General features: G+C 60.5%; 16 protein-coding genes. 12 read left to right on the forward strand and 4 right to left on the reverse strand.

All coding sequences use genetic code 11. The features are described 5' to 3' along the window. Window positions 1-100: 100 nt before the first annotated feature. A complete protein-coding gene (locus NF78_RS15800; protein WP_035989961.1) occupies window positions 101-424 on the forward strand; it encodes a TMEM14 family protein in 324 nt (107 codons plus the stop codon). A gap of 112 nt (window positions 425-536) precedes the next feature. Here NF78_RS15800 and NF78_RS15805 read toward each other — a convergent pair whose 3' ends face one another. Then, window positions 537-1,523 (reverse strand): S-layer homology domain-containing protein, encoded by a 987-nt coding sequence (locus NF78_RS15805; protein WP_225885309.1) that lies wholly within the window; start codon window positions 1,521-1,523, stop codon window positions 537-539. A gap of 112 nt (window positions 1,524-1,635) precedes the next feature. Here NF78_RS15805 and NF78_RS15810 point away from each other — a divergent pair, with 112 nt between their 5' ends. The 7 genes from NF78_RS15810 (at window position 1,636) to NF78_RS15840 (ending at window position 6,489) form a co-directional block, all read left to right on the forward strand. Beyond that, complete coding sequence (locus tag NF78_RS15810) at window positions 1,636-2,571, forward strand: nucleoside hydrolase (protein WP_035987806.1); 936 nt, start codon at window positions 1,636-1,638, stop codon at window positions 2,569-2,571. 42 nt (window positions 2,572-2,613) lie between these two features. Continuing rightward, the gene (locus NF78_RS15815; RefSeq protein ID WP_035987808.1) at window positions 2,614-3,201 is read left to right on the forward strand and encodes a hypothetical protein; all 588 of its coding nucleotides are present in this window, start codon (window positions 2,614-2,616) and stop codon (window positions 3,199-3,201) included. Window positions 3,202-3,265: 64 nt separating this feature from the next. After that, window positions 3,266-3,577 (forward strand): BMC domain-containing protein, encoded by a 312-nt coding sequence (locus tag NF78_RS15820; RefSeq protein ID WP_035987809.1) that lies wholly within the window; start codon window positions 3,266-3,268, stop codon window positions 3,575-3,577. A 119-nt stretch (window positions 3,578-3,696) separates the two neighbouring features. Continuing rightward, the gene (locus tag NF78_RS15825) at window positions 3,697-4,044 is read left to right on the forward strand and encodes a carbon dioxide-concentrating mechanism protein CcmK (protein ID WP_035987810.1); all 348 of its coding nucleotides are present in this window, start codon (window positions 3,697-3,699) and stop codon (window positions 4,042-4,044) included. 75 nt (window positions 4,045-4,119) lie between these two features. Continuing rightward, on the forward strand, window positions 4,120-5,304 hold the full coding sequence (locus tag NF78_RS15830) for an MSMEG_0565 family glycosyltransferase (protein ID WP_035987811.1): 1,185 nt from the start codon (window positions 4,120-4,122) through the stop codon (window positions 5,302-5,304). Window positions 5,305-5,533: 229 nt separating this feature from the next. Then, the gene (locus NF78_RS15835) at window positions 5,534-6,148 is read left to right on the forward strand and encodes a hypothetical protein (protein ID WP_035987812.1); all 615 of its coding nucleotides are present in this window, start codon (window positions 5,534-5,536) and stop codon (window positions 6,146-6,148) included. Between the two features lie 53 nt (window positions 6,149-6,201). Further along, entirely contained in the window at window positions 6,202-6,489 is a 288-nt protein-coding gene (locus tag NF78_RS15840; protein WP_035987813.1) for a hypothetical protein, read from the forward strand. 55 nt (window positions 6,490-6,544) lie between these two features. Here NF78_RS15840 and NF78_RS15845 read toward each other — a convergent pair whose 3' ends face one another. Further along, complete coding sequence (locus NF78_RS15845; RefSeq protein ID WP_035987814.1) at window positions 6,545-7,990, reverse strand: phenylalanine--tRNA ligase subunit alpha; 1,446 nt, start codon at window positions 7,988-7,990, stop codon at window positions 6,545-6,547. 104 nt (window positions 7,991-8,094) lie between these two features. Here NF78_RS15845 and NF78_RS15850 point away from each other — a divergent pair, with 104 nt between their 5' ends. The 3 genes from NF78_RS15850 to NF78_RS15860 all read left to right on the forward strand — a co-directional run bounded on the left by NF78_RS15850 (window position 8,095) and on the right by NF78_RS15860 (window position 9,258). After that, the gene (locus NF78_RS15850) at window positions 8,095-8,547 is read left to right on the forward strand and encodes a hypothetical protein (protein WP_035987815.1); all 453 of its coding nucleotides are present in this window, start codon (window positions 8,095-8,097) and stop codon (window positions 8,545-8,547) included. Window positions 8,548-8,558: 11 nt separating this feature from the next. Continuing rightward, on the forward strand, window positions 8,559-8,825 hold the full coding sequence (locus tag NF78_RS15855; protein ID WP_035987816.1) for a TIGR02450 family Trp-rich protein: 267 nt from the start codon (window positions 8,559-8,561) through the stop codon (window positions 8,823-8,825). A 103-nt stretch (window positions 8,826-8,928) separates the two neighbouring features. Beyond that, a complete protein-coding gene (locus NF78_RS15860; protein WP_035987817.1) occupies window positions 8,929-9,258 on the forward strand; it encodes a DUF2973 domain-containing protein in 330 nt (109 codons plus the stop codon). Window positions 9,259-9,558: 300 nt separating this feature from the next. Here the strand turns inward: NF78_RS15860 and NF78_RS15865 are convergent, their stop codons facing one another. Both NF78_RS15865 and crtB read right to left on the reverse strand, forming a co-directional pair. Beyond that, window positions 9,559-10,026 (reverse strand): thiol-disulfide oxidoreductase DCC family protein, encoded by a 468-nt coding sequence (locus tag NF78_RS15865; RefSeq protein WP_035987818.1) that lies wholly within the window; start codon window positions 10,024-10,026, stop codon window positions 9,559-9,561. Between the two features lie 234 nt (window positions 10,027-10,260). Then, window positions 10,261-11,187 (reverse strand): 15-cis-phytoene synthase CrtB, encoded by a 927-nt coding sequence (gene crtB, locus NF78_RS15870; RefSeq protein WP_035987820.1) that lies wholly within the window; start codon window positions 11,185-11,187, stop codon window positions 10,261-10,263. A gap of 470 nt (window positions 11,188-11,657) precedes the next feature. Between crtB and glyA the strand changes: the two genes are divergently transcribed. Beyond that, on the forward strand, window positions 11,658-12,941 hold the full coding sequence (glyA, locus tag NF78_RS15875; protein WP_035987823.1) for a serine hydroxymethyltransferase: 1,284 nt from the start codon (window positions 11,658-11,660) through the stop codon (window positions 12,939-12,941). Window positions 12,942-13,137 lie beyond the last annotated feature (196 nt).

Here is a 13,137-nt window from a genome sequence, read left to right on the forward strand (position 1 = left end):
AAAGTCATATACAGCTTGAGGTTGGTGGCAGGAAATGCTGTAGGGCGTGGGCAGCAGCAAAAACCTAGCCACTGAAGCAGCTTTTTGTGGTCAGAAGGCTATGCCTACTGGAGCCCTGTACGCGATCGCCTACGCCGCGCTCTCTGCGATCGGTGGCCTGATTGGCTACGCCCAGGCCCGTAGCCAGGTGTCCTTAATTAGTGGACTGGTCAGCGCCACGCTGCTGTTGGTGGGAGCGTGGCTGTGGCAGGCCGGTTCCGCTGGCGGTGCCGGTATGGCCATGGGCGTAACCGCCGCGCTGGTGATCATCTTCATTCGTCGCTGGATGCAAACCCGCAAGGCCATGCCCGCCATCGTTATGATTGTGGCGGGTGTGCTGGCGTTTATTGGCATGGGCCTATCGCTGGTTGGCGCACAGCAGTAGGTCGTGAGTCAATCGGGCCATAGCTGGCTGTGCCGAGCCGGAACAGACCAGACGGTTCTGGCAATCTATAGCCCAGCTTGAAAGAGCCAACCTCTGCAAGGTTGCAAAGAGATTAAAGAGAGTTTGTGGATTGTCCGGAAGTTGGGGAACCTGACGGCGAGGATGTCTGTCTAAGCAGATCTTGAGCTGAAATACCTTCGGTTTGGTTGCCAAATCGCCAAATGGCGGCGGCGGCTTCAGCCTGGGTAACGCTCTGCTGCGGCTGGAACAGTGTGGTGTAGCCAAAGGCGCGACGAATATTAGAAAAATCGCCGATCTGATGGTCAGCCAGCACGGCCCGCAGTGCCAGGGGTTCAATGGCAGCGGCATCCTGAAAGCCCCAGGCGGCGGTGACCGCTTCGGTCGTCGCGGTGGGCAGCGTTGTGCGGGAGTCCAGGGGAGCTTTCCATAGCACCAGCGTCTCGCGGGTCAGCGGGGCGTCGGGACGAAAGGTAACCGCCGTGGCATTGCCGGTCTTGGCGCTGGGGATAATTCCTGCCTCGGCCAGCCCCTGAATGGCGGTGAAGTGGGGGTGGGACGTCGGTACATCCTGAAAGATGGGGCTAGCGCTGGCGGTGGCGGGGCGAATGCGCTGGGCTGGGACATCCTGATAAAACGCATTGTTGGCCGCAAGCAGCCATTGGGCAAATTCGCTCCGAGTAATGGGCTGGTTGGGCTCAAAGCCAGCCTGAACGTCAGGGTCGCTGACCTTAGCAGGCTGGGTGGCTTCAACCAGGCCCAGGGCCAGCCAGTCCTGCACAAAGGGACGCAGATCGTCGGGCACCTCGCGGAGCTGAGCGATGCGGAGAGCACCAGTGCCGCCGGTCGTCTGGGCGTTGCCGGTGGTGGGGACTGAGGCTGAGCGATCCGGGGGAGGCGTCACGTCGGAATCGGTGGTGGCTGCAGTGTTCGTTTCGGGAATGTCGTCCCCGAACACGGGCCGTTCTTGCAGCTGTGGATCGGCCTCGAGGGACTGTTCTAGGCCGCTGCCCGCACAGCCCGTCACCAGCAGCAGACTGAGTCCAGAGACGATAAGAGCCGTAGGACGAAACGCAGACAAGGGGCGGCCTCCTGAATGGGACATTAAGCGATACCTAATGTATTTTAGGACAGTGCCCCTGGGCCCGGTTGGGCCGCCTGTGCCACCCTCTGTAGAGATTGCCGTAACGACTATGTCTTCCCGCCCGTTAATTATTGACTGCGATCCTGGGGTTGACGATGCGATCGCCCTGCTGCTGGCCCTGGCCTCTGCCGATGAACTGGATCTGTTTGGAATTACTACCGTGGCGGGCAATGTGCCCCTGGCGCTGACGGCGGCAAACGCTCGCCGCATTTGTCAGCTAGCCCAGCGCCCGGATGTCCCCGTGTACGCGGGCTGCCCCCGGCCGCTGCTGCGATCGCTGGTCACCGCCGAAGATATTCATGGCAGCACCGGTCTGGGACCAGGGCTGTTGCCTGAGCCCACCCTGCCGCTCCAGACTCAGCACGCCGTTGCCTTTCTGATTGAGCAGTTGACGACGGCCTCGACCCCGATCACCCTGGCCACCCTGGGGCCGTTGACCAACCTGGCGGTGGCCCTAATTCAGTGCCCTGAGATTGCCCAGGGCATCGAGCGAGTGGTGATGATGGGCGGTGCCCTGGGCCCAGGCAACATTACCCCCGCCGCCGAGTTCAATATCTATGTCGATCCCCATGCGGCGAAGGTTGTGATAGACGCGGGGCTGCCCCTGACCATGCTGGGGCTGGATGTCACCCACCAGGTCCTCACCACCCCCGATCGCCTGGCGGCCCTGGAGCATCTGGGTACCCCGGTGGGGACAGCCGCCGCCGCCCTGCTGCGCCCCTACGGCCAGATCGACTGCGATCGCCACAATCTGGTCGCTCCCCCGCTGCACGACCCCTGCGTGATCGCCTACCTGCTGCGCCCCGACCTCTTCACCGGGCGACCCATGCGGCTGGCGGTGGAAACGGAGGGCACGCTGTGTCTGGGACGCACCGTCGCCAATGCGTTTCCTTCTCCGACTACCCCGGCCAACGCTACCGTGGTTGAAACCGCCGATGCCGAGGGCCTCTATGCTCTTTTGACAGAACGACTTGGGAAACTATAGCTGGGCACAAAACTGCTTGACTGGGCTTGATAAGATAGGCCCATGAGTTACACCACCGAACAACTCCTGGACTTTCTCGATCAGGAACTGCGCGCCACCTGGAAGGGCGAGCGGGTGGTGCTCTCCTCTGCCGATCGCCTCGACAACCCGGTCATTTCTAAAGCGATCGGGGCCGAGAAGCTGAGCAAAGTATTTGCAATTCAAGACTTTCGCGCCCAAATTCACGACTACCAGCGCCAGCACGGGGTGTCAGGGCTGGTCTGGCACACCTGCCAGTTTGCGGGCCGCAGCCTGCGCGTGCCCGAACTGCACCCTCAGCTGATCGCGATCCCCGCCGACAAGGCTGAACTGGTGGCGGCGCGCCCCGCCATGGTGAGGTTTTGGCGAGAGTCGATTCCTGGCCTGCGGCTGTGGATGGCCGGCAATCAGCCCCAGCCCGTCACCCTGGAGCAGGTGGAACAACGCATTGCCGCCAGCGAATGGGCCGAGCTGGCCGCCACCCGCGACGAACTCTACCTCAGCCTGTGCTGGGGCGACCCCAAAGACTGTCACTGCGACTGGGCCAAGCCAGAATCGGGCTGCGATCGCATTATTGCCACCGCCGGAGAACCCAGCGGCATCAAGGTATAAAGTTATAGTTGGCCCCAAGGCATTGCCCAAGGGTCAGCTATGCCAACTTTAAGGAGGATCCCCCATGGCCATTGCCGTCGGCGTCATTGAAACCCAGACCTTCCCGGCTGTGCTAGCCGCCGCCGATGCCATGGTCAAAGCTGGGAATGTCACCGTTTCGGTGCAGGATCGATCCGAAAGTGGGCGACAGTTTGTGGTGGTGCGCGGTCTGGTGGCCGAGGTCAAGCGCGCCGTCGCGGCGGGGCTGGTCGCCGCTAACGCCTGCCCCAACCTGGCCGAAGTCACCACCCACGTGATCATCCCCAACCCCACCGACAACATTGACGCGGTGCTGCCCATCGGCTTTACCCCCGCCTCCGAACCTTTCCGGGTATAAGCTCTACTATTACGACCCCCCCATAGTCTTTAATAAATCGACACGGCGCGATCGCGACCACTGCCCCGTACAATTAAGGTTGAATTTTTTACCCACAAAGCTTTCCCAGGAGTACAACCATGCCACAGGCCGTCGGGTCGCTTGAAACCAGAGGGTTTCCCCCGGTGCTTGCCGCCGCAGATGCGATGGTAAAAGCAGGGCGCGTTACGCTGATCGGCTATATTCGCGCCGGTAGTGCTCGCTTCGCCATCAACATTCGAGGCGATGTCTCCGAAGTGAAGGCGGCCATGGCAGCCGGGGTAGAAGCCGCCGAAAACACCCCCGGCGGCATTCTCGAAACCTGGGTGATCATTCCCCGCCCCCACGAAAACGTGGTGGCGGTGCTGCCCATCGACTTCAACGAGGAGACTGAGATCTACCGTCAGGCGGTCGAACAGCCGATACTGCCCGGTTCTGTCGGTCGCTAAGTCTCACCAACCGCCTCAGGTCGTCTCGCGATCTGCCCCAGGGCTGTCTGAGGCTGGTTCACTCTGCCTCCGCCCATGGCTCAACCGCTCACCATTGCCCTGCTTACCTACTCGACCAAGCTGCGGGGCAGCGTTGTTCACACGCTGGAACTGGCCCAGGCGCTGGCTCAGCTCGGTCACGATGTCTGTGTCTACGCCCTCGACAAAGATGGGCAGGGTTTTGAGCGAGACATTGCGGCCAGGGTTGAGCTAATTCCCGCCCAGCCGCCTCCCGGTGGGCTGAGTCCCGATCGCGCCATCGACGCCCTGATTCGTCAGCGGATTGGGGAGTTTGTCGATTACTTTCTGGCCCATCCAATCGTTTGCGATATCTACCACGCCCAGGACTGTATTGGAGCCAACGCATTGGTGCAGCTGCGGGAGCGGGGACGCGCCACCAATTTGGTCCGCACTGTCCACCACGTCGAAGATTACCCCAGTCCCTATCTGCACCAGTGTCAGGATCGCTCAATTCGGGATCCTGATCTATGTTTGTGCGTGAGCGATCGCTGGCAAGCTGCCCTCCGCCACGACTATGGTATCGACGCTCCCAGAGTCCTCAATGGTGTTGACCTGCGGCGGTTTTCCCCCGCTCCCTCAGGCCAGGAGACCGCCATCAAGGCCCGCTACGGGCTAACCGGGGCGCCCATTTTCCTCACCGTGGGGGGCATAGAACCGCGCAAGAATTCTCTCCGCCTGCTAGCAGCCTTTGCCCAGGTGCTGACCACCCATCCCCAGGCCCAGCTGGTGATGGCGGGCGGAGCTACCCTGTTTGACTACGAGCCCTACCGGCAGGAGTTCCTGGGGCTGGCCAACCGGCTAGAGCAGCAGCAGGGGCCAATTCTGGGTAAATCGGTCATGCTGCCGGGCGTTATTCCCGATGGGGATCTGCCTGCTCTCTACCGCGCCGCCGACGTATTTTGCTTCCCATCCACCAAGGAAGGCTGGGGGCTGGTGGTGCTGGAGGCGATCGCCTCGGGCCTGCCCGTGATCACCGCCGATCAGCCGCCCTTTACCGAATTTCTCAGCTCCGACCAGGCGCTGCTGGTGGATCCTAATTCGGCAGCAGCGATCGCCCAGGCGATGGTAGAGAGCCTGAACCCGGCCCTGGCGCAGAGGCTCGTCGCCTGCAGCCGCACCATTCTAACCCAGTACACCTGGGCACAGTCAGCGCAGCTGCACCTGCAGCACTACCGCCGTCTGCTCAGATCTCCAGCCTAGGGCGTGTCATCAATTGTGGTCGAAAGCTCGGTATATCAAGCTTTGCCACGCCCGACCCAAACGACAGGCTAGGGGCTGTAACCCTTAATTTTTGGGCGTTTGGCAGCTAATTGATGATAGCCCCTAGGCGTTGTCATCAATTCTGGCTCAAATCCTTATTCCATCGGCTGCCCATCCGCTGAAATCCTCACTACTATTGGGGTAGGGGATTTTCACTGCATCAGTAATTATGGTCAACGCCGTTTCGGTCTCCGCTCCGGTCGAACCGCCCGCCGCTAGGGAAGATGCAGCCTCGTCTGTCGACGAGGTGCAGCTCAGTTTGCCCGTAGCAGACCCCGCGCCGGAGCCCCCGCCCATTCCCCCGGCAACGCTGGCCCTCGCCGCCCAGGACGTGCGGATGGTGCTGCGCGAGCAGAGTGAACAGGGCCAGCTGTTGACCACCAAGCTCAACATTCTGTTTGTGGCCAATGGCGCGCTGTTGACCAGCCTCAGCATTTCGCGGCTGCTAGTCAGCGGTAGCCTGTTTAGCCTGGCGGAAATTCTGGGCTTTTTGGTCAGTTTTTCGCTGCTGATGGGCGCGTTTTTGCCCCGCCAGGTGGCCGTTACCCCTAACCTGGAGGACCGCAAATTTTTAGAAACCTACCTGGCCCTGCCAGAGCAAGATTACCAGCTGCAAATGCTGGTTAACCTGTCAGAAACCTACAACGCCAACAAGCAGCGCCTCGAAGACACCTCCCAAAGCCTTAAATATGCGGCTTACACCATCTGGGGCACAACTGCTATTATGCTGGTACATATTCTGGTAATTTACGTGGCGGCTGGGTCGTCCCTCGGGCCGCTCTAGCCAACCTCAAAGCCCCTGACCGTGGGGGCTTAACGCATTCAGCGGGAACCAGTATGAGTGATGGACAGCAAGAGACAACCCTAGAGCGACGGGTGGCCCTGCCCGAGCCAGACGTCAGCAATATTACGGTGCTCACCGAAAGCCTGCCCAACGAACCCGTGCTGCCCTGGCATCACTTTGACTCCCCCTGGCTAGAGCGCGAAGCCGATGACTCAGAGGCAGCGAAGCCCGAACCGGCGGCCGAGCCAGCGCCAGAGACCGAACCCGCTGAACAGCTGACCCTCGAGTTAGAAGTGCTGGTCGGCTCCCTAGAAAATCTGCCCGAAGAAACGGCTGCCTGATCCGGATTGACTTTCCGATTCAGGTATTTTTTGTCATTGCTGTCTATACAGTTTTCTACAAACGAATATCCGGGCCGATCAGGTCCGAGAGCTTTTCCACGTCGTAGAGCAGCATGGCGATCCGCTCCAGGCCCAGCCCCCATGCCACCGTGGACTTTTCGCCACCGCCCAGGGGGGCCAGCATCTCCTGGCGAAACAGGCCCGAGTTGCCCACCTCCAGGTAGCGATCGCTGGGGGGATGGTAGGCAAACACCTCCAGGGACGGCTCGGTGTAGGGGTTGTAGGTGGGCTTAAACTTGAGGTTTTTAAACCCCAGGCGCTCGTAGAAGTAGGTGAGGTAGCCCATCAGGGTGCGCACGCTCAGCAGTTCCCCTACCACCACGCCCTCGATCTGGTGAAACTCGGCCAGGTGAGTGCGGTCTACGGTCTCGTTGCGAAACACCCGGTCAATGGAGAAGTACTTGCCGTCTTTGCCCTGGAGCTGGTGCAGACGGCGGGCGGTGGAGGTGGTGGTGTGAGCCCGCAGAATGGCCCGGCTGGCTTCGGCCTCGGTCCACTGGCCGCCGTAGTTGGCCTCGTGCACCTGCTTCACCTGCGCCACCAGGGTGGGGTCCTCCGGCAGCGGTAGGGTCTGGGGATGGGCCAGATAAAACGTATCCTGCACCTCGCGGGCCGGGTGATCCTGGGGGGTAAACAGGGCGTCGAAGTTCCAGAAGGCCGATTCCACCAGGTAGCCCGACATTTCGTTGAAGCCCATGTTCAGAAAAATATCGCGAATGCGCTGAATGCACTGGGTCAGAATGGTGGGCCGCCCGTAGGCGACGTCGGGCACTTCGGCGTGAATGTCGTAGGGTTTTAGCTCGACCTCCCGCCACTGCCCCGACAGAATCAGTTCGCTGCCCAGGGCCGTGATCACATTGCCCAGTTCCAGGGCTTGCAGGGCGGGCAGCACCGTCAGGCTATAGTCTGACTCCACTCGGCTGGTGATGTAGCCCTGCTGCTGGAGCCATTCCAGCGAGGAGGCCGCCCCGGCGGCGGGAACTTCCCCGCAAGCGATCGCCTTAAATACCCCCTGCCGCTGCTGATAGGCGCTCAGCACCGACGATTTCAGCACCGCCACCGCCCCTTCCCCATCGCCATCGACCAGATCCACCGCCTGCTCGCGCCGCAGGGCTCCGTAGTTGAGGCTGAAGGCCGGGCCCAGGTCCGCTTGGAGGGTGGCGCGATCGCGGATGCCCGCCAGCAGGCGATCGGCCAGGGCTACCCCCGGCAGCAGGCCGCCCAAGTCTTCTCCCTTGGCGGTCAGCACCCACCGTTGCTGGCTATGCTCCTGCCACTGCACGTAGCCATCCAGGGCACCGCTGCGCAAAAAGCCATTGATAAAGTTGACGTCAAAACCGGTCTGGGCGCAGAGCGATCGCAGGCTTGTCACCGTCTGCTGCTGCTGCAAGAGGTCTACAAACTGTCGCTGTTTGCCGCTGAGCTGAAGCAGATCGAGCATACCCAGGCCCCAAAAATCTCTATCAGCCTACCAGGCCTCCACCGTTCCCAAGGGTCAGGATTGATGAAAAGATAGATACCAGCGCCCCTTTGCGAGATGCTCCCATGTCCGATCAACCCACGCTGCCCTCTGGCCCTGGTTTTGGCCTCACGTTCTTGTACTACTTTGCGGGCACAGCCGTAGTCACGGCGCTGCTGGCGGTCAAAACCCTCGGCGTTGGCCTGGATACGGGCTTGCCCAATCTCTACGGCACCCTGTTGGGAGCGGTGGGAGGCCTGACAGGGGCGCTGGTTAACCGCAGTACCACCCTGGAACTGCCCATCAGCAGCCGCAAAACCTTCAAGCGCGAGCTGGATGCCGCCCTGGCGGAGATGGGCTATACCGAAGATCAAACCGCCCAGTTAGAGGGCATTCTGGTCTACCGCCGTCCCTTTGTGCGCCAGCTGCTCTCCGGTCGTATCTATGTGCTGATTGGCGAAAAACAGGCCCAGATCAGCAGCCGGGTCATTCACATGGGCGGTATTAAAAAACGGCTTGAGGCCAGCGGTATTCGGTAGGGGTGGAGGGAATGGTCCGTAAACAAAAATACCCCCATCTGCTGGGCTCCAAGTGGACGGCACGCCAAAAGACCGAAGGCTGGCGGCACTTTCAGGTGGCTAACCGCAAGCAGGAGGGGGCATGGGTTTTTGCTGAGCTGGTGGCGTCCTGCGATCCGACGGTACGCCTGTGGGTCAACGCCAAGCAGCTAAAAAATCGCGCCCTTTGGCAGCCTGGGTGGCAGCCGCTCAGCCGCCTTGGGGCGGAGGATGGGGAGCAGGATTCCTGGTTAAACTAGTGGGGATAGGCGGGTGATCCCCCAGGTTTTGGGGCTGGTTCAGCACGAAGGCTGGAAACGCGCTAAAGTCAATACAGGCAAAGGTGGCCAGAGGACAGTAGCTATGTGGCACGTCATTTATATCATTGCATTTGCGGTTCTGGCCATGATGGCGATCGCGAATCTGGTTAGAAACCTGATTTTGCTCGGCGGCAACGCCCGCAATCCTCAGGCGCCTAGAACCTACGGGGGTGGGCAGCAGACCGGTCAGGGCGATCGCTCCGTGCCCCACCCCGAACTGCTCGACCAGGACGGCCAGGTCATCCGCGAACCGCTGCTGGTGATGAAGTCGATTTCGGTCAAAGACGCCCGCGAACAGCTGGACGCCCTCTACAACGGCACCAACCCTCCCCTCGATGACGCCGAAGACAACGGCTCTGAGGCGGAGTTGTAGGGAAGCAAAGTCCTTAGCGTGTCGGTATTTCAGGCTTCCCGAGGGTCATACCTGTCCCTTCCTTTCTATACCAGCGCAGCGTCAAAGCCAAACGTCAGGATTCTCGTCCAAATTCCATCCCCTCGATTTCAACCGACGGCTTGCGTAGGGGCATAGGCGAATCTAGGCCAGAGGCTTTACAGTGTTTGTTCAATCCACCTGGTATAGCCAGGCAGAACTTCGTATTCAACGATGGCCATTGTGCCTGGGACGTTTTCCCCCGCCAAAGCCCACCGGGCACTGACTCACGGTTAGCCTCGCTCAAACCTGGCAGCGATCGCTGCATCCTGACCCCAGGCGTGCCTCCCGCTCAGCCAGGATAGTCTTGAGACTGGGACGGCCTGTGACCGCCAGCCGCCAGTTAGCCCAAACCCCATAGACCCAGTCCACCAGCGGGCCAATCAGCGGCCATCCCGTGGGGGCGTAAATCCAGCCCAGGCCCAGGACTGAGTAGATCTGGCGAAAGACTTCCACATTTTTGATCACGGTGCCGTCGGGCAGCACCGCATGAATGCGCCCCATGGCGGTGGCAAAGTCAACGCCACCGTTGTCGTCAGGACTGTAATCGGCGGCGGCAATGTCGGTAAAGGCCACCAGGCCGCGTCCGCCGTCTCTTTTTCGCAAAAAGTTCACTTCCCGCAGGCACAGGGGGCAGTCGCCGTCGTAGAGCAGCTTTATTTTCCAGGTGGCGTTTGGCACTTCAGCAGCAGCGGCAGCGGTAGTCGTCATTGGAACCCCAAGATCAAGACAGCAGAGCACCCAGGGCGGGTCATCATTTCCGGCCAGAATCCGAAATCAGCGTTGCTACGTCCGCCCTAAACCTAGCAGGGGCTACAACCGCTGATGCTGGAGTCGTCAGAGGCTGATTGGTGACAGCTCCTAGGGGTATCTCTACATATATCTTAATGAATTGGCCTGTGAAGTGCCGCAGGGATGTTTGAGTCGTTCTCCCAGGCTTACCGCTTAGAGCACCCGGGCCTTGAGCAGGGTGCCGGGCAGCGTGAGCAGCTTGCGCAAGGAGGGCACAAAGGCCCGCTGGCTAAAGACGTCGTAGTCGTTTTCCTCAATTACGTCCAAAATTTGGCGGTAGAGGGCCAGGGCCGACCATACGGGCCAGCGGGCATCTTCGCTCAGCAGCCCAATGCCGCTCTCTGCTTCAGCATAGAACTGCCGGGCGCGATCGATCTGAAAGGCCATCAGGGCACGCCAGCGATCGTCTACCACCCCCGCCATCAGGTCGGCTTCGGTGTAGTCGAAGGCGGCGAGGTCGGCCAGAGGCAGATAAATGCGCCCTCGGCGGGCATCCTCGCCCACATCGCGCAGAATGTTGGTGAGCTGGTTGGCAATGCCTAGCGCGATCGCCTGGGGCGTGGGATCAAGGGTTTGATGCTGGCTCCAGGGGGCAGTCTGGAGCTGGGTATCGACGCCCATCACCGTCGTTGACATCAGCCCCACGGTACCGGCGACCCGGTAGCAATAGAGCTCTAGATCCTCAAACGTCTCGTAGCGATTGCGGTGCAGATCCATCCGCTGGCCTGCAATCATGTCGCGAAAGGGCTGAATATCGAGGGGAAACTGCTCCAGGGTATCGACGAGGGCCACATCCTCATCGTCCACAGGACAGCCGGCGAAAATTGACTCTAGCTGCGCTTCCCAGCGATCGAGGGTTTTCTCGCTGGTAAACTGCGCCTGCGGCCCATCCACCAGCTCGTCAGTACGGCGACACCAGACGTAGATGGCCCAAATGGCGCGCCGCTTGGCGGGGGCCATTAGCATGGTGCCCGTGTAGAACGTCTTGGAATATTTGGCCGTGACGCGCCGACATACCTCGTAGGCATCCTCAACGGAGGATAGGGATTGGATGGGGGGGGAATCCGTCAGTTGCAGCATTAATGACCCAAACCTGGAGAATATAAATCTCAAACCGACTACAGGCAATTCTGCTTAACCTAGCCTCTCACAACTGCACCCAACTTTGGCAAAACAGTTGAAATCGGCCCATTCTCAGAAGCAACCCTGCCCCCGCCGTTGTTAAAGATTATATGTTGCAATCCGTAACATTTGCCTGCAAATTCTGAATTCATGCGGTCTGCTCCAGCCGAATTGGGGAGTGAGCTACCAAAATCAAAGCCATCCAGATAAGATAATAGACTGCGCGCAAACTGCTCAATGGCTGCCCTGTCACCCTAACGCAAAGCCGTAGCGCGATCATGCTGCGGCGCGCCACGGAGAGGGCAGGCAGTCTGGCTTTAAGCAGCCGCACATGCTTCGGGGGAAGGCAGCTCTGCTATCAACTACCCGTTAACCGGCCCCCTTTACGTTAGTCCGTATACCTCTGTCGATTGTTGGGAGCCTTGCCCGTGCCTCAAACTAATTTTGATTTTCTGCAAGAGTCCGATCCGCTGCTGGCCAGCATTGTGCAGCGCGAGCTCCAGCGCCAGCGCGACCACCTGGAGCTGATTGCCAGCGAAAACTTCACCTCGGCGGCGGTGCTGGCCGCCCAGGGGTCGGTGCTGACCAACAAATACGCTGAGGGTTTGCCTGGCAAGCGCTACTACGGCGGCTGCGCCTTTGTGGACGAGGCTGAGCAGCTGGCGATCGATCGCGCCAAGGAACTCTTCGGCGCGGCCCACGCCAACGTGCAGCCCCACTCGGGTGCCCAGGCCAACTTTGCCGTTTTTCTGGCCCTGCTCGAGCCCGGCGACACCATCTTGGGTATGGATCTCTCCCACGGTGGTCACCTCACCCACGGCTCACCGGTCAATGTGTCGGGCAAGTGGTTCAAGGTGGTGCAGTACGGCGTCAGCCGTGACACTGAGCAGCTTGACTTCGATCAAATTCGCGCCCTGGCGGTGGAGCACCGGCCCAAGCTGATCATCTGCGGCTACTCGGCCTACCCCCGCACCATTGACTTTGAAAAGTTTCGGGCGATCGCAGACGAAGTCGGGGCCTACCTGATGGCCGATATCGCCCACATTGCCGGGTTGGTGGCCGCGGGTCAGCACCCCAATCCCCTGCCCCACTGCGACGTGGTCACCACCACCACCCACAAAACCCTGCGGGGTCCTCGGGGCGGCCTCATCCTCACCCGCGACCTCGAACTGGGCAAAAAGTTTGACAAAGCGGTGTTTCCCGGCAGCCAGGGCGGTCCCCTGGAGCACGTGATAGCCGCCAAGGCGGTGGCCTTTGGCGAAGCCCTCAAACCCGAGTTTCGCACCTACGCCATTCAGGTGATCGCCAACGCCAAGCGGCTGGCGGCCCAGCTCCAGCAGCGGGGCATCAAGGTGGTCTCCGATGGCACCGATAACCATCTGGTGCTGTGCGACCTGCGCTCCATTGGCATGACCGGCAAGCGGGCCGATCAGCTGGTCAGCGAGGTCAACATCACCGCCAACAAAAATACGGTGCCCTACGATCCCGAATCGCCCTTTGTTACCAGTGGGCTGCGCCTGGGGTCCCCGGCTATGACCACCCGTGGCATGGGTGAAGCCGAGTTTACCGAAATTGCCGATATCATTGCCGATCGCCTGCTCAACCCCGAGGATGCCACCATGGTTGAACACTGCCAGCGCCGGGTGGCGGTCCTGTGCGATCGCTTCCCCCTCTATGCACACCTGGGGGGGCTGGTCCCTGCCCTGGTCTAGCGCCACCGCAGCGGGCATTGCGGTGGTCAGGGTGGGCTTAACCTGAAACCCCACTGCAAAACGTCAAGATTTAGCGCCTTAAAGAGGCACAAACTCTGTGTAATTCAGCAGAAAGTTGGGGGGCACCTTAACGATCTGTCATAATTGCATGGAGTTTTTGCTTATTTAGCGGACTCGACCTATCCTATGGACTGTT

Source organism: Leptolyngbya sp. KIOST-1 (genome assembly GCF_000763385.1).
Classification (GTDB): domain Bacteria; phylum Cyanobacteriota; class Cyanobacteriia; order Phormidesmidales; family Phormidesmidaceae; genus Nodosilinea.